19 protein-coding genes and 1 tRNA gene are annotated in these 22,255 nt (G+C 71.2%); 14 read left to right on the top strand and 6 right to left on the bottom strand.

From position 1 onward, the window contains the following. The first annotated feature begins 11 nt into the window (after window positions 1–11). Entirely contained in the window at window positions 12–473 is a 462-nt protein-coding gene (locus tag AC507J_RS02580; RefSeq protein ID WP_496287419.1) for an RrF2 family transcriptional regulator, read from the top strand. Window positions 474–719: 246 nt separating this feature from the next. Continuing rightward, on the top strand, window positions 720–1,718 hold the full coding sequence (locus AC507J_RS02575) for a sulfite exporter TauE/SafE family protein (protein WP_496287418.1): 999 nt from the start codon (window positions 720–722) through the stop codon (window positions 1,716–1,718). A gap of 7 nt (window positions 1,719–1,725) precedes the next feature. Here AC507J_RS02575 and AC507J_RS02570 read toward each other — a convergent pair whose 3' ends face one another. Continuing rightward, complete coding sequence (locus tag AC507J_RS02570) at window positions 1,726–3,150, bottom strand: pyridoxal-dependent decarboxylase (RefSeq protein ID WP_496287417.1); 1,425 nt, start codon at window positions 3,148–3,150, stop codon at window positions 1,726–1,728. Window positions 3,151–3,408: 258 nt separating this feature from the next. On the opposite strand from AC507J_RS02570, the gene AC507J_RS02565 reads away from it, so the two are divergent. Next, window positions 3,409–5,673, top strand: a complete 2,265-nt coding sequence (locus AC507J_RS02565) for a rhamnogalacturonan lyase family protein (RefSeq protein ID WP_496287416.1) — start codon at window positions 3,409–3,411, stop codon at window positions 5,671–5,673. Between the two features lie 324 nt (window positions 5,674–5,997). Here AC507J_RS02565 and AC507J_RS02560 read toward each other — a convergent pair whose 3' ends face one another. Together AC507J_RS02560 and AC507J_RS02555 are read right to left on the bottom strand one after the other, a co-directional pair. Beyond that, window positions 5,998–7,023: an LLM class flavin-dependent oxidoreductase gene (locus AC507J_RS02560; RefSeq protein ID WP_496287415.1), complete on the bottom strand. Its 1,026-nt coding sequence runs from the start codon at window positions 7,021–7,023 to the stop codon at window positions 5,998–6,000. Between the two features lie 55 nt (window positions 7,024–7,078). Continuing rightward, window positions 7,079–7,558, bottom strand: coding sequence for an Lrp/AsnC family transcriptional regulator (locus tag AC507J_RS02555; RefSeq protein WP_496287414.1), 480 nt, complete (start codon window positions 7,556–7,558; stop codon window positions 7,079–7,081). 102 nt (window positions 7,559–7,660) lie between these two features. On the opposite strand from AC507J_RS02555, the gene AC507J_RS02550 reads away from it, so the two are divergent. Beyond that, window positions 7,661–8,818, top strand: coding sequence for a trans-sulfuration enzyme family protein (locus AC507J_RS02550; RefSeq protein WP_496287413.1), 1,158 nt, complete (start codon window positions 7,661–7,663; stop codon window positions 8,816–8,818). 82 nt (window positions 8,819–8,900) lie between these two features. On the opposite strand, the gene AC507J_RS02545 is transcribed toward AC507J_RS02550, so the two are convergent. Together AC507J_RS02545 and AC507J_RS02540 are read right to left on the bottom strand one after the other, a co-directional pair. Further along, the gene (locus AC507J_RS02545) at window positions 8,901–9,200 is read right to left on the bottom strand and encodes a hypothetical protein (protein WP_496287412.1); all 300 of its coding nucleotides are present in this window, start codon (window positions 9,198–9,200) and stop codon (window positions 8,901–8,903) included. A gap of 47 nt (window positions 9,201–9,247) precedes the next feature. Then, window positions 9,248–9,330 (bottom strand) — tRNA-Leu (locus tag AC507J_RS02540). An 81-nt stretch (window positions 9,331–9,411) separates the two neighbouring features. Here AC507J_RS02540 and AC507J_RS02535 point away from each other — a divergent pair. From AC507J_RS02535 to AC507J_RS02490, 10 genes are all read left to right on the top strand, one after another. Further along, window positions 9,412–10,032 (top strand): ANTAR domain-containing response regulator, encoded by a 621-nt coding sequence (locus tag AC507J_RS02535; RefSeq protein ID WP_496287411.1) that lies wholly within the window; start codon window positions 9,412–9,414, stop codon window positions 10,030–10,032. Window positions 10,033–10,081: 49 nt separating this feature from the next. Continuing rightward, complete coding sequence (locus AC507J_RS02530; protein ID WP_496287410.1) at window positions 10,082–11,239, top strand: hypothetical protein; 1,158 nt, start codon at window positions 10,082–10,084, stop codon at window positions 11,237–11,239. A 273-nt stretch (window positions 11,240–11,512) separates the two neighbouring features. Then, entirely contained in the window at window positions 11,513–12,679 is a 1,167-nt protein-coding gene (locus AC507J_RS02525; RefSeq protein WP_496287409.1) for a branched-chain amino acid ABC transporter substrate-binding protein, read from the top strand. A 106-nt stretch (window positions 12,680–12,785) separates the two neighbouring features. Next, window positions 12,786–13,736, top strand: a complete 951-nt coding sequence (locus AC507J_RS02520) for a branched-chain amino acid ABC transporter permease (RefSeq protein ID WP_496287632.1) — start codon at window positions 12,786–12,788, stop codon at window positions 13,734–13,736. Then, entirely contained in the window at window positions 13,733–14,842 is a 1,110-nt protein-coding gene (locus tag AC507J_RS02515) for a branched-chain amino acid ABC transporter permease (protein ID WP_496287408.1), read from the top strand. The genes AC507J_RS02520 and AC507J_RS02515 overlap by 4 nt, the downstream gene beginning before the upstream one ends. Window positions 14,843–14,846: 4 nt before the next feature. Continuing rightward, window positions 14,847–15,686: an ABC transporter ATP-binding protein gene (locus AC507J_RS02510; protein ID WP_496287631.1), complete on the top strand. Its 840-nt coding sequence runs from the start codon at window positions 14,847–14,849 to the stop codon at window positions 15,684–15,686. After that, window positions 15,670–16,386, top strand: coding sequence for an ABC transporter ATP-binding protein (locus tag AC507J_RS02505; protein WP_496287407.1), 717 nt, complete (start codon window positions 15,670–15,672; stop codon window positions 16,384–16,386). Before AC507J_RS02510 ends, AC507J_RS02505 begins: the two co-directional genes overlap by 17 nt. A 33-nt stretch (window positions 16,387–16,419) precedes the next feature. Continuing rightward, window positions 16,420–17,334: an ABC transporter substrate-binding protein gene (locus AC507J_RS02500; protein ID WP_496287406.1), complete on the top strand. Its 915-nt coding sequence runs from the start codon at window positions 16,420–16,422 to the stop codon at window positions 17,332–17,334. 1 nt (window position 17,335) lies between these two features. After that, window positions 17,336–18,316: an amino acid ABC transporter permease gene (locus AC507J_RS02495; protein WP_496287405.1), complete on the top strand. Its 981-nt coding sequence runs from the start codon at window positions 17,336–17,338 to the stop codon at window positions 18,314–18,316. Then, complete coding sequence (locus tag AC507J_RS02490; protein WP_496287404.1) at window positions 18,313–19,122, top strand: amino acid ABC transporter ATP-binding protein; 810 nt, start codon at window positions 18,313–18,315, stop codon at window positions 19,120–19,122. Before AC507J_RS02495 ends, AC507J_RS02490 begins: the two co-directional genes overlap by 4 nt. 114 nt (window positions 19,123–19,236) lie before the next feature. Here AC507J_RS02490 and AC507J_RS02485 read toward each other — a convergent pair whose 3' ends face one another. Then, window positions 19,237–21,987, bottom strand: coding sequence for an AfsR/SARP family transcriptional regulator (locus tag AC507J_RS02485; RefSeq protein ID WP_496287403.1), 2,751 nt, complete (start codon window positions 21,985–21,987; stop codon window positions 19,237–19,239). Between the last annotated feature and the right edge of the window lie 268 nt (window positions 21,988–22,255).

The following is a 22,255-nucleotide window of genomic DNA, read 5'->3' as shown; positions in this document are numbered from 1 at the left end:
ACCTGTCCGGCATGCGCCTCTCCGCCCGGGTCGACTACGCCCTCCGAGCGGTCACCGAGTTGGCCTCGGTGACCGGCGCGGGTCGTGGTCGTCCGGTGACCGCCGACCAGATCGCCCGCGCTCAGGAGATCCCGCCGAAGTTCCTGGAGAGCATTCTGCTGCAACTGCGCCGGGGCGGCGTGGTGCAGGCCCAGCGCGGTCCTGAGGGCGGCTACTGGCTGGCCCGCCCGGCCGAGGAGATCTCCCTGGCCGAGGTGATCCGGGTGATCGACGGACCGCTGGCCCACATCCGGGGGCAGCGTCCCGAACAGCTCGGCTACACGGGGGCGGCCCGCGCGCTCCAGGACGTCTGGATCGCGCTGCGGGCCAGCGAACGGCAGATCCTCGAACTGGTCACCGTGGCCGACGTGGCGCAGGGCAGCCTGCCCGAGCCGGTCACCAAGCTGGCCGCCGACCCAAACGCCTGGACCTGACGCAGCACCACCCACTTCGCTCTCGTCCCGACGCCTGGACCTGGCCCGCCACCTCACCGGGCTGCCGTCCCGACGCCTGGACCTGATCCGCCATCCCACTGCGCTGTCGTCCCGACGCCTGGACCTGACGCAGCACCACCCCACTGCGCTGTCGTCCCACTGACCGGTCAGGGGTTGACCGGAGGCCCTCCCGTGCCGCATTGTCGACCAAGTCGATAGGAGATGCCGAAAAGATGGGAGGCGTCCGTGCGTAAGCTGCTGGTGATCGCACTGGTCGGGCTCGCCGCGCAACTGGTCGACGGCGCGCTCGGCATGGCCTACGGGCTGACCTCCACGACGCTGCTGCTGCTGGCCGGCGTCGCACCGGCCGCCGCATCCGCCTCGGTGCACCTGGCCGAGATCGGCACCACGCTCGCCTCCGGGGCGGCACACTGGCGGTTCGGCAACGTCGACTGGCGGGTGGTGCGCCGCATCGCACTGCCCGGCGCGATCGGCGCCTTCGCCGGTGCCACCTTCCTCAGCGCGCTCTCCACCGAGGCGGCCGCCCCGTGGATGGCCGCGATCCTGTTCACCCTCGGCGCGTACCTGCTCGTCCGCTTCTCCCGGCCGCTGCGCCGTAACCCGGCCGCCGGCCGGCTGCGCGGGCGTTTCCTCGGCCCACTCGGGCTGGTCGCCGGCTTCGTCGACGCCACCGGCGGCGGCGGTTGGGGTCCGGTCGCCACGCCGGCCCTGCTGGTCAGCGGGCGGCTGGAGCCACGCAAGGTGATCGGCTCGGTGGACACCTCTGAGTTCGTGGTCGCCAGCGCGGCCAGCCTTGGCTTCGTGATCGGCCTCGGCACCGAGGGTTTCCTGCTGCCGATCGTGTTCGCCCTGCTCGCCGGTGGCCTGATCGCCGCCCCGATCGCGGCGTGGCTGGTCCGGATCATCCCGGCCCAACTGCTCGGCGCGGCCGTCGGCGGTGTGATCGTGCTGACCAACGCCCGGGTCCTGATGCGCGCCGCCGATGTGGACGGCACCCTGCCGGTGCTGGTCTACCTGCTGTTGGCTGCGGGCTGGGTCGCCGCGCTGGTGCTGGCGGTCCGGCTGTTGCGGCGCACCCGCCGGGAGCGCGCCCTCGCCGAGGCGGCGGCACCGACGGGCGGACCGGACGGCATCGAGGTGGCGGCGCGCACGGACGAACCGGCCGGCGCCGAGGCCACGGTCGACCCCGATCGGGCCCGCGCCCTCTCCGGCGTCGACCGCTGAGGCCGGTTCAGGCGGGTGGCGCGAGCGCCGTGGCGGCGTCGGTGAGCAGTTGCCAGGCCTCGTCCACGTGCGCCTCGGTGCTCTGCGGCGCGCCGACCGCGAGACGCAGCGTGTAACGGCCGGCCACCCGGGTGTGCGTCAGGAACACCCGGCCGGTCGCGTTCACCGCCGCCAGCAATTCTTCGTTCGGCCCGTCGGGGTCGCGCAACCGGAAACAGACAAGCGCGTACGGGTGCGGGCCGACCAACTCGAAGCGGTCGTCGGCGCGTACCCGGTCGGCGAAGCGGGCGGCAAGCGCCACCGTCCGGCGGATGTGCTCACGCAGCCCCTCGACGCCGTACCAGCGCAACACGAACCAGAGCTTCAGGGCCCGGAACCGCCGGCCCAGCGGCACCTGCCAGTCCCGGTAGTCGATCACCGCACCGGACTCGGTGGCCGCGTTGCGCAGGTACTCCGGCAACACGGTCAGCGCCTCGATCAACTCGTCGGCGTCGGCGACCCAGAACGCGTCGCAGTCGAAGCCGGTCAGCAGCCACTTGTGCGGGTCGAAACAGTAGGAGTCGGCGTACTCCAAGCCGGCGTGCCCGAACCGCAGCTCCGGGCAGACCGCCGCCGCGCCCGCGTACGCGGCGTCGACGTGCAGGAACACCCCGTACTCGGCGCAGACGGGCCCGATCGAGGGCAACGGGTCCACCGCCGTGGTGGAGGTGGTGCCCACGGTCGCCACCACCAGAGCGGGCACCACCCCGGCCGCCAGGTCCGCCTCGATCGCGGCGCGCAGCGCCGTCACCGACATGGCCCGGCTCTCCGGGTCCACCTCGATCAGCCGTACCCCCTCGCTGCCGAGCCCGGCGATCCGGGCTGCCTTCTCGATTGACGAGTGCGCCTCGGTGGAGGCGTACACCCGGTAGCGGCGGTCGACGCCCACCTCGCGCCACCGCCCGCCGGCGGCCCGGTGCAGGGCGACCAGGGTGGCCACCAGCGTGGCCGAGGAGGCCGAGTCCTGGATGACGCCTCCGCCGGGACCGGCGGAGCGGAACCGCTCCGGCAGGTCCAGCGCCTCTGCCAGCCAGTCCAGCATGACCGTCTCCAGCTCGGTGCAGGCCGGGCCGGTGGCCCAGAGCATGCCCTGCACGCCCAGGCCGGCACTGACCAGGTCGCCCAGCACGCTGGGGCCGGAGGTGTTGGCCGGGAAGTAGCCGAAGAAGCCGGGGTGCTGCCAGTGCGTGAGCCCCGGCGCGACCAGCTTGTCCAGGTCGGCGAGGACCGCCTCGACCGGCTCGCCCCGGGTCGGCGGCCCGGCCGGCAGGCCGGCGGCCACCGTGCCGGGCGGGTCCTGGGAGGTGACCTGGCGCTCGGGCAGCGTGGCCCAGTAGTCGGCGATCCAGTCGACCACCGCGTACCCGGCCTGGCGGAACTCCTCTGGAGTCATGTGTGCAGCCACTCTGCGAGTTGATCAAAGGGACCGGGGCAAGGGCAAGCTGATCAGGTCGATTGTGTGCAGAAAGCGCTTGCCCTAGCATCGCAGATACGCGGGAGCGTACTCACGGGCATCGATTTATTGAGATCTTTTCCGTCAGCGCGGCACCCCACCGGCTTCGGGCACGGCCGGCGGAGTACGGTCCCGTCGGCTTCGGGCACGGCCGGTGGACCCTCGGCTGCCGCGCGTCCGACCTCCACCGGAGGAACCATGCTTCGCACCGCCCCCCGGGCGGCCCTGCTCGCCGCGGCTACCGCCACCGCTGTCGCTGCCGCCGGCGCGCTGACCACCCTGACCGCCTCGGCCGCCGCCGCTGGATGTCGCGTCGACTACCGCGTCACCAACCAGTGGACCGGCGGCTTCGGCGCCGACGTCACCGTCACCAACCTCGGCGACCCGGTAAACGGCTGGACGTTGACCTGGTCGTACGCCGGCGGGCAGCAGGTCACCCAGGCCTGGAACGCCACCGTCACCCAGTCCGGCGCCCAGGTGAGCGCCCGCAACGTCGACTACAACGCCGCCATCGGCACCAACGCCAGCGTCAACTTCGGCTTCAACGGCTCCTGGACCGGCAGCAACCCGGCACCGGCCAGCTTCGCCCTGAACGGCACCAGCTGCACCGGCGCCACCACCCCGACCACCCCACCGCCGTCCACCACCCCACCGCCGTCACCCACCACCCCACCGCCGTCACCCACCACGCCACCGCCCACCACGCCACCGGCCGGCGCCATGCAGGCGGAAAACCTGGACCGCGGACTGATAAGCGTCCGCTCCGGCTCGGCGAACCTGGTCTCCTGGCGGCTGCTCGGCACCGAGACCAGCGGCGTGTCGTTCAACCTCTACCGGGGGACGACCAGGGTGAACGCCAGCCCGATCACCGGCGCCACAAACTACCTCGACAGCGGTGCCCCGGCGGGCGCGGCATACACCGTACGGGCCGTGGTCGGCGGCACCGAACAGGCCGCCTCCGCACCGGCGCTCCAGTTCCCGGCCGGCTACCTGGACGTGCCGTTGCAGATTCCGCCGGGCGGCACCACACCCAGCGGCGAGGCCTACACCTACAGCGCCAACGACGCCAGCGTCGGCGACCTCGACGGCGACGGCCGGTACGAGTTCGTGCTCAAGTGGGACCCGTCCAACTCCAAGGACAACTCCCAGTCCGGCTACACCGGCAACGTCTACGTCGACGCGTACACCCTCACCGGCACCCGGCTGTGGCGCATCGACCTCGGCCGCAACATCCGGGCCGGCGCCCACTACACCCAGTTCCAGGTGTACGACTACGACGGCGACGGGCGCGCCGAGGTGGCCATGAAAACCGCCGACGGCACCCGTTCCGGCACCGGCCAGGTGATCGGCAACGCCAGCGCCGACCACCGCAACTCCAGCGGCTACGTGCTCGCCGGACCGGAATACCTGACCATGTTCGACGGCCGCACCGGTGCCGCGCTCTCCACCGTCAACTACGACCCGCCGCGCGGCACCGTCTCCTCCTGGGGCGACTCGTACGGCAACCGGGTCGACCGCTTCCTCGCCGGCACCGCGTACCTGGACGGCCAGCGACCCTCACTGATCATGGCGCGCGGCTACTACACCCGCGCGGTCATCGCCGCCTGGGACTTCCGCAACGGCACCCTCACCAAGCGGTGGACCTTCGACTCCAACACCAGCGGTAACGGTGCCGCCGCCGGGCAGGGCAACCACAGCCTCTCGGTGGCCGACGTCGACGGCGACGGCCGGCAGGAAATCGTCTACGGCGCCGCCACAATCGACGACAACGGCCGACTGCTCTGGTCCACCGGCCTCGGCCACGGCGACGCCGGCCACGTCGGCGACCTCGACCCGACCCGCCCCGGACTGGAATACTTCAAGGTCAGCGAGGAAGCCAGCCGACCCAGCTCCTGGTTCGCCGACGCCCGCACCGGCCAGCTCCTCTGGTCCACCGCAGCCGGCGGCGACAACGGCCGGGGCGTCTCCGCCGACATCTGGGCCGGCAGCCCCGGCGCCGAATCCTGGTCGGCCGCGGTAAGCGGCCTGGCCAACACCCGAGGCCAGAACATCGGCCGCAAGCCCTCCTCGACCAACTTCCTCATCTGGTGGGACGGCGACCCGGTCCGCGAACTGCTCGACGCCACCCGGATCGACAAGTACGGCACCAGCAGCGACACCCGGCTGCTCACCGCCAGCGGCGTCTCGTCAAACAACGGCACCAAGGCGACCCCGAACCTCTCCGCCGACCTGCTCGGCGACTGGCGGGAAGAGGTGGTCTGGCGCACCACCGACAGCCGGGCGCTGCGGATCTACAGCACCCCGACGGCGACCAACCTGCGGCTGCACACCCTGATGCATGACCCGCAGTACCGAGTCGCCATCGCCTGGCAGAACACCGCCTACAACCAGCCCCCGCACCCGAGCTTCTTCCTCGGCGACGGCATGGCCACCCCACCCGCACCCCGCATCTACCTGCGTTGACCCGCCGGTGAGCAGAAGGTAGGAAAAACGGAACAGGCACCGGGCCGCAATCGCGGAATCCGCTCAATTGCGGCCCGGTGCCCCACACCGCGGCACCCCCGACCCGTCCCGACCGGGGAGTGCCGTACCACCACCGGAACCAACATTAGGCACCCTCCGCGTCGCGAGGGTGACGCTGTCATGAAGCTCATGTTTCATGGTCCCGAACCGCTGTGACCTGGGCCACCGTGCAACGGTCGCCGCCTCAGCCGTAACCGGCTCCGCCGCCACAGCCGTCGCCGACTCCGCCGCCTCAGCCGTCACCGGCTCCGGCGGCCGGCCACGTCAGCCGCCCAACCCCGCCGCCCGGCCACGCAGCCCCCCGGCGACCTCCTCGGCGATCAACTCGAACGAGCGCACCCGGTCGGCCACGTCGTACACCATCGTGGTCAGCATCAACTCGTCCGCACCGGTACGCGCCAACAGCTCACCCAACTGGCGGCGCACCGTCTCCGGCGAACCCGTCGCCTGACCGGCACGGCGCTGCGCCACGAACTCCCGCTCCAGATCCGTGTACGGATACGCCGCCGCCTCCTCCGGCGTGGCGAGCGGCTCCGGACGCCCGGCACGCAACCGCAGGAACGACAACCCGGCCGGCCCCGCCAGCCACTCCGCGCGCTCGTCGGAATCCGCACAGACCGCATTGACCGCAACCATCGCGTACGGCTCCCGCAGCCACCGCGACGGCCGGAAACTCTGCCGGTACAACGCCAACGCAGGCAACGTGTTCTCCGCGCTGAAATGGTGCGCGAACGAGAACGGCAACCCCAACGCCCCGGCCAACTGCGCGCTGAACCCGCTGGAACCCAGCAACCAGACCGCCGGCCGCTGGCCACGCCCCGGAGTGGCCGTGATCGGCCCACCCGAGTCGTCGGCAAAGTAGTCAATCAGATCGGCCAGCTCCCGCGGGAAACCCTCGGCCGACAGCCCCTCCATGGTCCGGCGCAACGCCAACGCGGTCACCCGATCGGTGCCCGGCGCCCGGCCGATGCCCAGGTCGATGCGGCCCGGATGCAGCGCCTCCAACGTCCCGAACTGCTCGGCGACCACCAGCGGAGCATGATTGGGCAGCATCACCCCACCCGAGCCGAGCCGGATCCGTTCGGTCCGCGCGGCCAGATGCGCGATCAGCACGGCCGGCGCCGACGACGCGATGGCCGGCATGTTGTGGTGCTCGGCCACCCAGAACCGGTGGTAACCCAACTCGTCGGTGCGCCGGGCCAACTCGGTGGTGTGCCGCAGCGCCTCACCGGCGGAAGCGCCAGCCGCGACGGGGGCAAGGTCGAGAACAGAGAGCGGTACGTCGATCACACGCCTGGCCAACCCGCCCCATGCCGGATTTGTTCCCACTCCGGTGCCGGTGTGATCAGCCCATCCCGCGCGCCTGCTCGAAAATCAGACTGGTCTGGGTGTGCTGCACCGCAGGATCCACCGCCAGATGATCCAGGACGAAGTCCCGCAACGCCTCCGCCGAGGCGGCCCGCACATGCAGCACGTAGTCCTCGGCACCGGCCACGTGGAACACCGACACCACCCCGGGCAACCGCACCGACCGCGCCCGGAACGCATCCACCGCCGCCCGGGCATGCTCGGTCAGCCGCACCGACACCAGCGCCTGCAACGGCAGCCCCACCGCCGCCGGATCCACCTCGGCATGGAACCCACGGATCGCACCGCTCTCCCGCAGCGCCCGGGTACGCGCCAGACAGGTCGACGGGGCCACCCCCACCCGCTCGGCGAGGGCATTGTTCGGCAGCCGCCCGTCGGCGGACAACTCGGCCAGGATCGCGCGGTCGGTGTCGTCGAGGGCCGCGAACGGCCGTACATCGTTCGATGCGAGGGGCATTCGGCCATCCTCCACCGAACCACTTCAACACGGAAGGCGTTTTCCACGAATGATGTTCGGAGGTATTGCCCTTGACCAGCGGCTTGTTCGATCCTGTCCGGCATGGTGACCGTGGACACCCGAGCCGTGCACGCCGGCCGCGACGACCTCGCGGCCCTCGGCGTCCACGTGCCGCCGATCGACCTGTCGACCACCAACCCGCTACCGTCGGTCGACGCCGGCGGCAACGCGTACGAGACCCTGGCCACCGGCAACCCGGCACCCGCCGGCACCAGCGCCGTCTACCAGCGGCTCTGGAACCCCACAGTGGCCCGCTTCGAAACCGCCCTCGCCGAACTCGAAGACACCACCGAGGCGGTCGCCTTCGCCAGCGGCATGGCCGCCCTCACCGCCGCCCTGCTCGCCGCCACCCGCACCGGCAAACGACACCTGGTCGCCGTCCGCCCCCTCTACGGCGGCACCGACCACGTACTCGCCACCGGACTGCTCGGCACCGAGGTCAGCTGGGCCCGCCCCGAGGAGGTCACCGCCGCCATCCGCCCCGACACCGCCCTGGTGATCGCCGAGACCCCGGCCAACCCCACCCTCGACCTGATCGACATCGCCGCGCTGGCCGACGCCGCCGGGCCGGTGCCACTGCTCGTCGACAACACCGTCGCCACCTCGGTGCTCCAGCAACCCACCCGGCACGGCGCCCGGCTCGTCCTGCACAGCGCCACCAAGAGCATCGGCGGCCACGGCGACGTCCTCGCCGGAGTGCTGGCCTGCGACGCCGAATGGGCCGTCCAACTACGACAGGTCCGCGCCCTCACCGGCGCGATCCTGCACCCGCTCGGCGCGTACCTGCTGCACCGCGGCCTGCAAACCCTGCCGCTGCGGGTACGCGCCCAGCAGGCCGGCGCGGAGAAGCTCGCCGCCTGGCTCAGCGACCACCCGGCGGTGATCCGGGTACACCACCCCGGCGTCGACGACCCGGCCGGGCTCGTCGGCCGGCAGATGTCCGGCCCCGGCAGCCTGCTCGCCTTCGAGGTACGCGGCGGCGCACCCGCCGCGGCGGCGGTGGCCGGCGCCTGCCGGCTGATCACCCACGCCGTCTCCCTCGGCGGCGTCGACACCCTCATCCAGCACCCGGCATCGCTTACCCACCGCCCGGTCGAACGGCACGCCAAGCCCGTCGACGGACTGCTGCGACTCTCGGTCGGCCTGGAGGACCCGGAGGACCTCCGCGCCGACCTGGCCCAGGCGCTCGCCACGAGCTGACGCGAACTCGCCGGCCGGATGGGCCCGGACGCCGGCCCGACGCCCGAGGCGCTGGCTGACCCCGGCCCGCCCGATCGGGACCTCAGCCGGCGGTCCGCGGCCAGGCGTCGGAACAGTAGATGCGGAGAACCGGCACCCGAGCGCTGGTGACGAGATGGCCGTCACCCAGGTAAAGACCGAGAAGGTAGGCGTAGGCCGCCGGGTCGGCCGGACGGTCCTGGTCCGGCCGGCAGCGGAAGCAGCGCGCGGCGCTGCTGGGCATGGCGGGTTCGGGCCGGTCGACGCACCAGTGCCAGACCGTGGTGTAGGGCAGCGACAGGATGCGGGCCACCGAGCGGATGTTGTGACCCTGGGCGCGAAGTGCGCGGACACGTGCCCGCATTTCGGGAGGATGCGCCTCAGCATCATCGAACACGTGTATGACGGAAGTGCCGGGAGCGGGATTCGAACCCGCAAGCCCTCTCGGGCAGAAGTGTTTGAGACTTCCGTGTATGCCGTTCCACCATCCCGGCGAGTGGGGCTTACTGTACCCGACTACTCTCGTGCGAGAGCATGGGTGGTAGCCGTGCCGGAAACGATGGTGGGAGTGGCTCGTGGCCGAGACGCAGACGGATGCCGCGCGCAGGCGGGTGTTGATCGCCGAGGACGAGGCGCTGATCCGGCTGGACCTGGCCGAGATGCTGGCCGAAGAGGGCTACGAGGTGGTCGGGGAGGCCGGCGACGGCGAAACCGCCGTCCGGTTGGCCGAGGAGTTGAAGCCCGATCTGGTCATCCTCGACATCAAGATGCCGATCATGGATGGGCTGGCCGCCGCCGAGCGGATCGCCGGTGCCCGGATCGCTCCGGTAATCATCTTGACCGCGTTCAGCCAGCGTGACCTGGTGGAGCGGGCTCGGGCGGCGGGTGCGATGGCGTACCTGGTCAAGCCCTTCCAGAAGAGCGACCTGGTGCCGGCGGTGGAGATCGCGCTGTCCCGCTACTCGGAGATCGCCGCGCTGGAGGCCGAGGTCGCCGGGCTGACCGATCGGCTGGAGGTCCGCAAGACCGTCGAGCGGGCCAAGGGCGCGCTGATGACCACGTACAACATGACAGAGCCGCAGGCGTTCAAGTGGATCCAGCGGACGGCGATGGACCACCGGATGACCATGAAGGAGGTCTCCGAGCGGATTCTCGCCGAGACCGCTGGTGGCGAGGTGACCCAGCCGGCTCCCTGAGCGACCGTCGGGTCCGCCGGAAGCGGTAGGCGTCGATAATATCGACGTCGTGTCGATCCGGCGGCTGATCCCGGTCGTTGTGTGCCTGGCGGTGGTGTTGGCCGGTTGCACCGGACCGGGCGGGCCCGCAGCTGCGGTGCCGCTGCGCCTGGCCTGGCAGTCCACGGTGCTGCCCGCGCCGTCCGGTGGTACTGACCGGAGCATGGTGCGCGACGCGGTGATCTGTGCCGGGCGCTGGTACGCCGTCGGCGGGGTCGCCGACGCGGCCGGCCGGACCGGTCCGGCGGCCTGGGTCAGCCTGGACGGTCGAGAGTGGACGGTGCTGCGGACCGTACCGTCGAGTTTTTACGGTCGCCGGCAGGTGCTCTACGCGGTGGCCTGTCGGGGCGGGCGGGTGGTGGCGCTGGGCGCGGCGAGTGGGGGCGCGCACGGGAATCCTCGTACGGCCACCTGGTCGCAGGGGCCGGATGGTGTGTTCCGCGAGGTGGTTGCACCGGTGGGGTTGTTCGGCGGGGAGCGGGCGGTGCGCGTTTCCCGGTTGGCGGCCGGGCCGGGTGGGTGGCTGCTGGTGGGGACCCGGGTGGCCGGGGCGGCGGTCTGGACCGCCCCGGACGGGGAGCGTTTCACGCTGCACGAGGGGCTGCCGGAGTTGGCGAGCGACGGTCGGGGACGCACGCTCGCGTACGACGCGGTGGCCGTGCCGTCGGGGTGGTTGGTGGTGGGGGTGGTGCTTGGGGCCGGTGTGTCGCCGGTGGCCTGGACCTCGCCGGATGCGCGGGTGTGGCGGCGGCTGGTGTTGCCGGGGGCGGAGGGGCGTGGTCAGGCGCAGCGGGTGATCGGCATGGCGGGCGGTGCGGTGCTGGCGGTCGGTCCGGTGCTCGGTGGTTTCGGGGTGTGGCGGTGGGCGGGGGCGGAGGGGCGCTGGGTGGGTTCCTTCGGTGGGGTCGGTGCGGGTGCGCCTTCGGTGCGGTCGTTGGCGGCCAGCGGTGATCGGGTGGTGGTGGTGACGGCCGATGCCGGGGGTCACCGGCTGTGGTTCTCCCCGGACGCTGGAGATTCGTGGCGGTCTGTCGCGTTGCCGGTGCAGGTGTCGCCCGGCGGCGATTCGGGGCTGGTGGTGACCGTCCATGAAGATCAATTGGTGCTGCTGGCCGACCCCGGGAACGGGTCCCGTGCCTGGTGGGGGGAGTTGTGGGCGGGGTCGTGACGGATTCGGTGGGCGGCGTGGCCTGGCGGCGACGAAACAAAGGTGAAAAGTTCTCGTAACCGTTGCTTCGCCGGCGGCTTCTTACAGCGATCGCCCCCTATCCGCCACGGCGTGTAACGGTTCGGTCAACGGCCCCTCCCGGGACTTACGCCACCGCTACACCGTGGGATAACGTCCGGCCCCAGACCGCGACGACGGTCTGGTTCGTCCGCCCTCGCAAGGGCCAATAGGCAGCGGGTGGTTCGGACCATGGGACGGAGGAGGGTTCGGGCCGTGAGGCAGAAGCTCGTACGTTTGGTCGGTGGAGTGGCGATTGCCGCTCTCGCCTTGGGTGGCGCGACCGCCTGCAAGTCTGACAGTGGATCCGAAGAGGCCAGCGGTGACGGCTGCGGCAGCAAGATCGCGTTCTTCGGTGCGCTCACCGGCCCGGCCGCGGCGCTCGGCATCAACGAGAACAACGGCGTGAAGCTCGCCGTCGACCAGTACAACAAGGAGAACGCCGACTGCCAGGTGACCCTGGTGCCGCTGGACTCCCAGGGTAACCCGGAGCAGGCCCCGGCGCTGGCGCAGCAGGCGATCGACGACACCCAGCTGCTCGGCATCGTCGGCCCGGCGTTCTCGGGTGAGTCCGAGGCCGCCAACCCGCTCTTCGCCGAGGCCGGCCTGGTGCACGTCACCCCGTCCGCGACCCGCCCGAACCTGGCCGACCAGGGGTGGAACACCTTCTTCCGGACGGTCGGCAACGACCTCTACCAGGGCCCGGCGGCCGCCTGGTACATCGAGAACGAGCTGAAGGCCGAGAAGGTCTACGTCATCGACGACCAGTCCGCCTACGGCGCTGGCCTGGCCGACGAGGTCAAGAAGACCCTCGGCGCCAAGGTCGTCGGCAGTGACAAGGTCCAGGGCGACGGCAAGCAGAACGACTTCTCGGCGACCGTCACCAAGGTCAAGTCCTCCGGTGCCACCGCGGTCTACTACGGCGGCTACTACCAGGAGGCCGGCCTGATCCGTAAGCAGCTCACCGCTGCCGGGGTCACCGCCACCCTGGTCGCCGGCGACGGCTCCAACGACGCCGCCTACATCGAGGGCGCCGGCGCGGCCGCCGCCGAGGGCAGCATCCTGACCTGCCCCTGCATGCCGGCCAGCGAGACCGGTGGCACCTTCGAGGAGGACTACAAGGCGCTGCACGGGGTCGACCCGGGTACCTACAGCGACACCGCGTACGACGCCGCGAAGATCCTGCTCGAGGGCATCAAGGCCGGTAACACCGACCGTGCCAAGCTGCTGGAGTTCGTGAAGGGCTACACCGGCCAGGGCGTCGCGGCCAACTACAAGTTCACCGAGAACGGTGACCTCGACCCGGAGTCGGTGCGGGTGTTCGCCTACGTGGTGCAGGGCGGCAAGATCGTGCCGGCCAAGGAGATTCCGAAGTCCTGGTAACGACACCGGTTGCTGCTAGATCGGTCGAGTGGTGATCGTGGGTGCGGCCGGGAGCTGACTCCCGGCCGCACCCCCATGTTTCTTCATCCTGTACGGAGTGCCTTCCTTGGACTTCAACGCCCTGTTCTCCGATTTCGGGGGATACACGATAACCGGGCTGACAGTGGGCGCCATCTATGCCCTTGTCGCGCTGGGTTACACGCTGGTCTACGGCGTGCTGAGACTCATCAACTTCGCTCACTCCGAGGTCTTTATCGCGGGCGCGTTCGCTGCCATCTGGGGCTGGGCCGCACTCGGGCTGGACCGTGACTCGGTGGTCAGCGGCTTCGGCTCGATCATGCTCTATCTGCTGGTCGGTGCCCTGATCGCGGCGGTGGCCTCGGCCGGCACCGCGACGGTGATCGAGCGGGTGGCGTACCGGCCGCTGCGCAAGCGCAACGCTCCGCCGCTGGCCTTCCTGATCACCGCGATCGGTGCGTCGATCGCGATCGCCGAGGCGTTCGGCATCTACACCCGCCGGCTTCCGGTCGGTGCTCCCACAGTGGTCAAGAACGACGTGCTGTTCACCATCTTCGGTGCGGAAGTCACCGTGGTGCAGTTGCTGATCATCGGGTCGGCGCTGGCGATGATGGTCGCGCTCGACCTGTTCATCAACCGCAGCCGGATCGGCCGGGGTATCCGGGCGGTCGCCCAGGACCAGAACACCGCGGCGCTGATGGGGATCAACAAGGACCGGATCATCCTGGTGGTCTTCGTCATCGGCGGGGTGATGGCCGGGGTCGCCGGCATGCTCTACGACATCCGGATCGGCACGTTGACCTACAGCGTCGGCTTCCTGCTCGGGCTGAAGGCGTTCACCGCGGCCGTGCTCGGCGGCATCGGTAACCTGCGCGGCGCGCTGATCGGCGGGCTGCTGCTCGGCCTGGTCGAGAACTACGCCTCCGCCCTGTTCGGGGCGAACTGGAAGGACCTGGTCGCCTTCGTGGTGCTGGTCGTGCTGCTGATGTTCCGGCCGACCGGTCTGCTGGGCGAGTCGTTGGGGAGGGCCCGCGCATGACAAGCGTGAGGGAATGGATCGATTCGGGCCGCCACGCGGTCTCCGAGCGGTGGCACAACGCGCCACGCTGGATGCGCTGGGCCGTCATCGCGGCGGTCATCGTCTTCTTCTACGCGCTGCCGAACCGGGAGTTCTACCAGTGGCTCGGGCCGATCCCGACCACCGGTTCGAACTTCGGGCAGGTGCTCTTCACCATCTCCATCTACGTGCTGCTGGCGGTCGGCCTGAACATCGTGGTCGGCTTCGCCGGCCTGCTCGACCTGGGCTACTTCGGCTTCTTCGCGGTCGGTGCGTACACGGTGGCGGTGCTGACCTCGCCGAGCAGTGACCTCAAGACGCTCTGGCCGTGGCTGCTGGCCCTGCCGGTGGCGCTGGTGCTCACCATGATCTCCGGGGTGATGCTGGGTACGCCGACGCTGCGGTTGCGCGGCGACTACCTGGCCATCGTGACGCTCGGCTTCGCCGAGATGATCCGGGTCGCGGCGACCAGCTCGGAGTTCCTCAAGGGGCAGCGGGGCTTCAACCAGATTCCGCACCCGCCGGGCAACTACTCCGACGGCAAGCCGATCTTCGGCGTGCTGGACCCGCGGCCGTACTACTGGCTGGTCCTCACGCTGATCATCCTGGTGGTCATCGGCGTGCGGAACCTGAACCGCAGCCGGGTCGGCCGGGCCTGGATCTCGATCCGGGAGGACGAGGACGCGGCGCAGCTGATGGGTGTGCCGACGTTCAAGTTCAAGCTCTGGGCGTTCGCCTCGGGTGCGTTCATCGGTGGCCTGGCCGGGGCGCTCTTCGCCGGCAAGCAGAACTTCGTCAGCTCGCAGAACCTGGAGCTGCTGAACTCGATCATCATCCTGGCCGCGGTCATCCTCGGCGGTTCGGGCAACATCGTCGGCGCGATCGTCGGCGGTGGCCTGGTGGCGTACATGATCGAGCGGTTCCGCGGCATCGAGTTCTTCGGCATCGAGCTGTACGAGTACCGGTTCATGTTCTTCGGCCTGGTGCTGGTGATCATGATGATCTTCCGGCCGCAGGGTCTGATACCGAACCGACGACGAGCGGCGGAGTTCAAGGATCGTCGCAAGGAGGTGATCGTCGGTGGGTGAGACCGTGCAGAAGCCGACCGTTCCCGAGCAGGCCGGCGCGCCGGCGGTGGAGTCCACCGCCGCCGCCCGGGAGCCGCTGCTGGAGGTCGACCACGTCACGCTGCGCTTCGGTGGCGTGGTGGCCCTCAACGACGTGGACTTCACCCTCTACAAGGGTGAGATCCTGGGGCTGATCGGCCCCAACGGTGCCGGCAAGACCACCTGCTTCAACGCGATGACCGGGATCTACCAGCCCTCCGAGGGCGAGATCCGGTTCCGCGGCGAGCGGATCACCGGCAAGAAGAAGCACCACATCACCAAGATGGGCATGGCGCGGACGTTCCAGAACATCCGCCTCTTCCCGGAGATGACGGCGCTGGAGAACATCCAGGTGGGTGCCGACGCGCACCACAAGACCAGCGTGCTCTCCGCGCTGTTCCGGCTGCCCCGGCACCAGCGGGAGGAGCGCGACGGGCTGGAGAAGGCCCGGCGGCTGCTGGACTTCGTCGGCATCTCCGGCCGGATGCACGACGCCGCGCGCAATCTGTCGTACGGCGAGCAGCGCCGGCTGGAGATCGCCCGGGCGCTGGCCACCGACCCGGTGCTGCTCTGCCTGGACGAGCCGGCCGCCGGCTTCAACCCGGCGGAGAAGGAGGAGCTGCTCCAGCTCATCCGCAAGATCCGGGACCAGGGCGTCACCGTGCTGCTCATCGAGCACGACATGCGGCTGGTCATGGGGGTCACCGACCGGATCGTGGTGCTGGAGTTCGGAAAGAAGATCGCTGAAGGGCTCCCCGCCGAGGTGCGCGAGGACCACCGGGTGATCGCGGCCTACCTGGGGGTGCCGGATGACGACGTTGCTTGAGATCGAAGACGTCAGTCTGCTCTACGGGCGGATCAAGGCGCTGCACGGCATCAGCCTGACCGTGAACGAGGGCGAGATCGTGGCCCTGATCGGGGCCAACGGTGCCGGCAAGTCGACCACCATGCGGGCCATCTCCGGCATCCGTCCGGTGGCCTCGGGCAGCATCCGGTTCGCCGGTGAGGACATCACCAAGCTCCGGGCCGACCTGCGGGTGCGCCGTGGGCTCTGCCAGGCGCCCGAGGGTCGGGGCATCTTCCCCGGCATGACGGTGCTGGAGAACCTGGACATGGGTGCCTACACCCGGCGGGACCGCCCCGAGGTGGCCAAGGACCTGGCCCGGGTGCTGGAGCTGTTCCCCCGGCTGGCGGAGCGGCGCAAGCAGGTCGGTGGCACGCTCTCCGGCGGTGAGCAGCAGATGCTGGCCGTCGGCCGGGCGATGATGAGCCGGCCGAAGCTGCTGCTGCTCGACGAGCCGTCGATGGGGCTGGCGCCGATGCTGATCCAGCAGATCTTCAGCATCATCACGGAGATCAACGAGCAGGGCACCACGATCCTGCTGGTGGAGCAGAACGCGCAGCAGGCCCTCGCCCGGGCGCACCGCGCGTACGTGCTGGAGACGGGCCGGATCGTCAAGGAGGGCACCGGCGCGGAGCTGCTGCACGACCCGGCGGTCAAGGAGGCCTACCTCGGCGTGGCCTGACCAGCCGTCACCCCTCTCAGCAAGGAGTACCACATGTTGTTCAACTTCAACGGTCGCCGTCGGGCCGTGCTCGGCGTGACCGGTGCGGCGCTGCTCACCCTCTCCCTGGCCGCCTGCGGCGAGCAGGACAGCACCGACCAGCCGGGCGCCGGTGCCACCGTCACCGCGGCTGCCGATGCGGACCTGGCCGCCAAGGTGCCCGACACGATCAAGTCCGACGGCGTGATCAAGGTCGGCACCGACGCGACGTACGCCCCGGCGGAGTTTCTCGACACCGACGGCAGCACGGTGATCGGCTTCGACATCGAGCTGTTCAACGCGGTGGCGCAGAAGCTCGGCCTGAAGGCGGAGTACGAGTCGGCCCCGTTCGACGCGATCCTGCCGGGGGTGGACTCCGGCAAGTACGAGGTCGGTGTCTCCTCGTTCACCATCAACGCCGAGCGGTTGCAGACCGTCAACATGGTGAGCTACTTCTCCGCGGGCACGCAGTGGGCCACCAAGGCCGGTAACCCGGCTCAGGTGGACCCGGACAACGCCTGCGGCAAGAAGATCGCCGTACAGGTCGGCACCGTCCAGCTCGACGACATCCAGGCCCGGTCGAAGAAGTGCACCGGCGCCGGTCAGCCGGAGATCAGCATCGACCAGTACCAGGCGCAGAGCGACGCGACGGCCGCAGTGGTCAGCGGCAAGAACGACGCCATGCTGGCCGACTCGCCGGTCGGCGCGTACGCGGTGCAGCAGAGCAACGGCCAGCTGGAGGTGCTCGGCGACATCTACGAGTCGGCGCCGTACGGCTACGCGGTGAAGAAGGACCAGACCGCGTTCGCGGAGGTGCTCCAGGAGGCCGTGCAGGCGGTCATCGCCGACGGCAGCTACGAGGCGGCGCTGAAGAAGTGGGGCGTCGAGGGCGGTGCCATCACCTCCCCGGCACTGAACCCGACCAGCTGACATGTCGATCGACACCGATACACCCGAGCGGGCACGGCCGGAACCCATCCAGGCCGTGCCCGTGCGGCATCCCGGGCGGTGGGTCGCCGTCGCCGTGATCGGGGTGCTGGTCGCCATGTTCGTGCACCTGCTGGTGACGAATCAGGCGTTCAACTGGTCGTTCATGGTGAACGAGATGTTCCGCCCGCCGATCATGGCCGGCGTGCGCGGAAGCATCGCGCTGCTCGTGACCGCCATGCTGATCGGTATCGTGCTGGGCGTCGTCATCGCGATCATGCGGCTGTCGGGGAACCCGGTCCTGCGTGCCGTCGCCTGGGCGTACACCTGGTTCTTCCGGGCGGTGCCCCGGTTGGTGCTGGCGATCCTCTTCGGCAACCTGGGCATCCTCTGGGCCCGGATCGAGTTCGGGTTGCCCTTCGACCGGCAGATCGGCGCGCTCTTCGGGGTGCAGGACTTCGAGGCGAGGCTTTTCGGCTTCTCGGCGGTGGACATCCTCACCGGCTTCGTCGCCGGCATGCTGGCGCTGGGCCTCTCCGAGGCCGCCTACATGGCGGAGATCATCCGAGCCGGCATCCAGTCGGTGGACGAGGGACAGACCGAGGCTGCCCAGGCACTGGGCATGACCCGCGCCCAGATCCTGCGCCGCATCGTGTTGCCGCAGGCCATGCGGGTCGTCGTCCCGCCGACCGGCAACGAGACGATCGCCATGCTGAAGGACACCTCGCTGGTGGCCTTCGTGCCGGTCTCCGCCGAGCTGTTCTTCCAGCTCCGGGCGGTCGGTAGCCGGACCTTCCAGGTCTTCCCGATGCTGGTCGCGGCGACCATCTGGTATCTGCTGTTGACAAGCGTGCTGCTGGTCGGCCAGCACTACCTGGAGCGGCACTTCGCCAAGGGCACCGGTCGGGCCGGGCAGGCGAAGGCCCGGCTGCGGGGCATGGCGGTCGGTGGCGGCGGTGCCGCCGGAGGGGCAGGGGGCGTATGACGCAGGTGAGCGTGCCGGCCCAGGCCGGCGTGCCGGCCACGGAGTCGGGTCCCATGGTCCGGGCCGAGCAGGTGCACAAGTCGTTCGGCTCCATCGAGGTGCTCAAGGGCATCGACCTGGAGGTGCGCGCCGGTGAGGTGTGCTGCCTGCTCGGGCCCTCCGGCTCGGGCAAGTCGACGTTCCTGCGCTGCATCAACCACCTGGAGAAGATCAACGCTGGTCGGATCTGGGTGGACGGCGAGCTGATCGGCTACCGCGAGCGCGGCGGCAAGCTGCACGAGATGCGGGAGAAGGAGGTGGCCGCGCAGCGCCGCTCGATCGGCATGGTGTTCCAGCGGTTCAACCTCTTCCCGCACAAGACCGCCCTGGAGAACGTCACCGAGGCGCCGCTGCTGGTGCGCCGGGAGAAGCGGGCCGAGGCGCGGGACCGGGCGGTGGCGCTGCTGGAGCGGGTCGGGCTCGGTGACAAGCTGGGCAACTACCCGAGCCAGCTCTCCGGCGGGCAGCAGCAGCGGGTGGCGATCGCCCGGGCGCTGGCCATGCGGCCGAAGCTGATGCTCTTCGACGAGCCGACAAGCGCGCTCGACCCGGAGTTGGTGGGCGAGGTGTTGGACGTGATGAAGGACCTGGCCCGCGACGGCATGACGATGATCGTGGTGACCCACGAGATCGGCTTCGCCCGCGAGGTCGGCGACTCGCTCGTCTTCATGGACGACGGCGTGGTGGTCGAGTCCGGCAACCCGCGCGAGGTGATCGCCGACCCGAAACACGAGCGCACCAAGGCGTTCCTGGCCAAGGTGCTCTGAGCCGCGCGGTACCCGGTGCGCCGGTCACGGGCCGCACCGGGGTGCCGCGGGTCGGTTTCCGGCCGCACCGGGTACCGCGGGTCGGTTCAGGCCGCGCCGGGTCTGCGGGTCGGTTCAGGTCGCGTCGTCGCCGGCGAGGCCCGCCACGTACCGGGCCAGCGCGTCGGTGCTGCGATGCCCCTTCGAGCGGTACGTCCGCAGCGCGTCGCGCAGCTCGCCCAGCCCGGCCGGCAGGTCGCCGAGGTCGATCCGGGCCCGCCCGGACTGCTCCCGCGCCTCCGCCTCGATCAGCAGGTCACCGGCCGTCTGCGCCTGCGCGACGGCCCGTTCGGCGTACGACAGGGCGTCGCGCGGCGTGCCCGCCTCCCGGTGGGTACGGGCCAGCCCGACCAGGATCTCCGCCACGTCGCGTGCCCCGCACCCGGCCTCCGCCAGCTCCAGCGCGGCGGTGTAGTGGGCGACGGCCTGCGCGTACCGGCCGGTCAGCAGGTGCGCCTCGCCGAGGTTGCTGCGCACCAGGGCGCGCAGGTGGGTGGCCTCGGTGAGGGTCCGGCTCTGCCGTTCGGCCTCGGTGAGCCGGCGGATCGCCTCCTCGGGCCGGCCGGCGTTGTTCTCGATGGCGGCGAGGTTCAGCAGTGCGGTGGCGGCACCGAGCCGGTCGCCCGACGCCTGCCGGAGCTGGTACGCCCGGCCGCAGCTGCGGGCCGCCTCGTCGTGCCGGTTGAGCAGGCTGAGCGGGATGGCCAGCCGACCGGCGATCATCGCCTCGCCGCCGACGTCGCCGGCCAGCCGGGCCGCCTCGCCGGCCAGCGTGTACAGCTGCACCCACCGGTCCCGGTGCTGCCGGCGGAACAGCCAGCCGTACATCGCGGCGGCGATCTGCCAGGCCAGCCGGGGATGCCGGGCGGCGGCCGACTCGACCGCCGCGACCAGGTTGTCGGCCTCGGCGTCCAGCCAGGCCAGGGCGGCTGCCGGGGTGGTGAAGGTGAGGCCCGGGTCGGGCGAGTCGAAGTTGGGTCGCTCCGCCGGACGCAGCGTGCGGTCCGCCTCGTTCGTGGCGTCCCGGTACCAGCTCAGGGCGCGCAGCAGGGCGGCATCGGCCTCCTCGGGCCGGATGGCGGCCTGTTCCGCGGCGAAGAGCCGGACCAGGTCGTGCAGCTGGTGGCGGTCCTCGGCGACCGCCTGCACCAGGTGGGCTGCCGTCAGTTTGTCGAGCAGCCGGCGGGCGACCTCGACCGGCACACCGGCCAGCGCGGCGGCGGCCCGGGTGGCGGGCCGCTGGCCGGGGTGCACGCCGAGGTGCCGGAACATCGTCCGGGCCGGGTCCGGCAGCGCCCGCACGGAGACGCCGAGCGCCGCCCGGACCGACACGTCCTCGGTGGCGAGCAGACCCAGCCGGGAGCCCTCGCCGGCCAGGCGGTCGGCCAGTTCCGCCGCGCCGCTCTCGGCCAGCCGGGCGGAGGCGATCCGCAGGGCCAGCGGCAGCCGGTCGCAGAGCGCGGCGACGCGGCGCAGCGGGGCGCGCTCCGCCGGCCCGGCGGACCGGGCGAGCAGTTCGGCCGCCTCCTGCTCGGTCATCGGCTGCATCGACAGCCGGCCGATGCCGTGCGAGGCCACCAGCCCGTCGAGCCGGTACCGGCTGGTGACGAGCAGCAGGTGCTCGCCGCTGCCGGGCAGCAGCGGCCGGACCTGGGCGGAGGAGGCGGCGTTGTCCAGCACCACCACCATGCCCGCCCGGTGCGCCAGCTCCGTCCGGTAGCGGGCCGCCCGTTCCTCCGGGTCGGCCGGCACGGCCTCGCCCGGTACGCCGAGCGCGCGCAGGAACCGCTCCAGCACCGCCTCCGCCGGCAGTGGCGGGTCGTCGTCGTTGCCCCGCAGGTCGGCGTAGAGCGCTCCGGTGACGTCGGGTCGCCGAAAATGGGTGTGGGCCCAGCGCAGCGCCAGCGCGGTCTTGCCGACTCCCGGCGGCCCGACCAGGGCGACAGTCCGCGTCCCGGTTGCCACCAGTTCGTCGAGCTGGTCCAGCTGCTGTCGCCGGCCCACGAAGCCGGCCGGCGCGGCCGGCAGCTGGGCGGGGCCGGGTGGTGCGTCGGCCGCCCCGACCGCCGCCGGGGGCAGTGACCGCAGCAGCTCCAGGTGCAGGCGCCGCAGCTCGGGGTCCGGGTCGCTGCCCAGCTCCGCGGCGAGCCAGCGGCGGTGCCGTTCGTACGCGCGCAGCGCCTCTCCGGCGCGTCCGGCGGCGACGTACGCCCGCATCAGCAGCGCGGTGAACCGTTCCCGGCTGGGATGCTGGGCGGCCAGCGGCGCCACCGCGTCCACCACCGAGGTGCCGTCGGTCCCGGCGTGGAGTTCCGCCTCGTAGCACTGTTCCAGGGCGGTGAGCCGGGCCTCTTCGAGCGCCTGCACCTCGGGGGGTGCCGGGCGGTGTGGCAACCAGCCGCCGAATGCCGGCCCGCGCCACAGGCCGACGGCCTCGCGCAGCATGTCGCGCCGCCGCGGCCAGTCGAGACCCGCCGGCTCGGCACGGGCGCGGGCGAGTAGTTGGCGGAACCGGTGCGCGTCCACGGCCGCCGGGTCGAGCACCAGGCGGTAGCCGTCCCCGGCGGTCAGGATCGCGATTCGGTCCGCGCCGAGTCCGGCGTCGGCCAGGGCGGCCCGCAGCTCGGAGATCCGCGAGTGGATCATCGAGCGGGCGGTCCGGGGAGCACGGCCCTGCCAGAGCGCCTCGACCAGGTCGTCGCTGGGCACGACGGTGTCGGGCCGGAGCGCCAGCAGGCCCAGTAGCAGGCGGTGCATCCGGCGACCGGGAACGATCGACGTGTCACCGTGGCCGATCTCGATGGGACCGAGCAGGCGGAGCTCCAACGGCGTCCCCGAAGTGGCTAGGCAGGGTGGCGGAGCCGACAGCCTAGTACGCCGGATCTTGCCCAGGGGAGCAGGCGGGCGCGGACCGGTTCGGGTGGGGCCGGCCCGCGCCCTGGTGCCACAGCGCCCGGCGGAACCTGACGGGCGGCCCACGGTCGGTGGTCCGCCCGCCCCCGAATTGGATCCGCCATGCCCGGGCACGCGCCGGGCGTCGGTGCCGGCATCCCAGCCTCGCCGCCGCGCCTTCCCGTTTCCTTCCCGCACGCCC

The sequence above is a fragment of the Micromonospora sp. PRAS1 genome, assembly GCF_059553435.1.
Note: the sequence above shows the minus strand (reverse complement) of the source record. Positions and strands in the feature narration are given on the sequence as shown.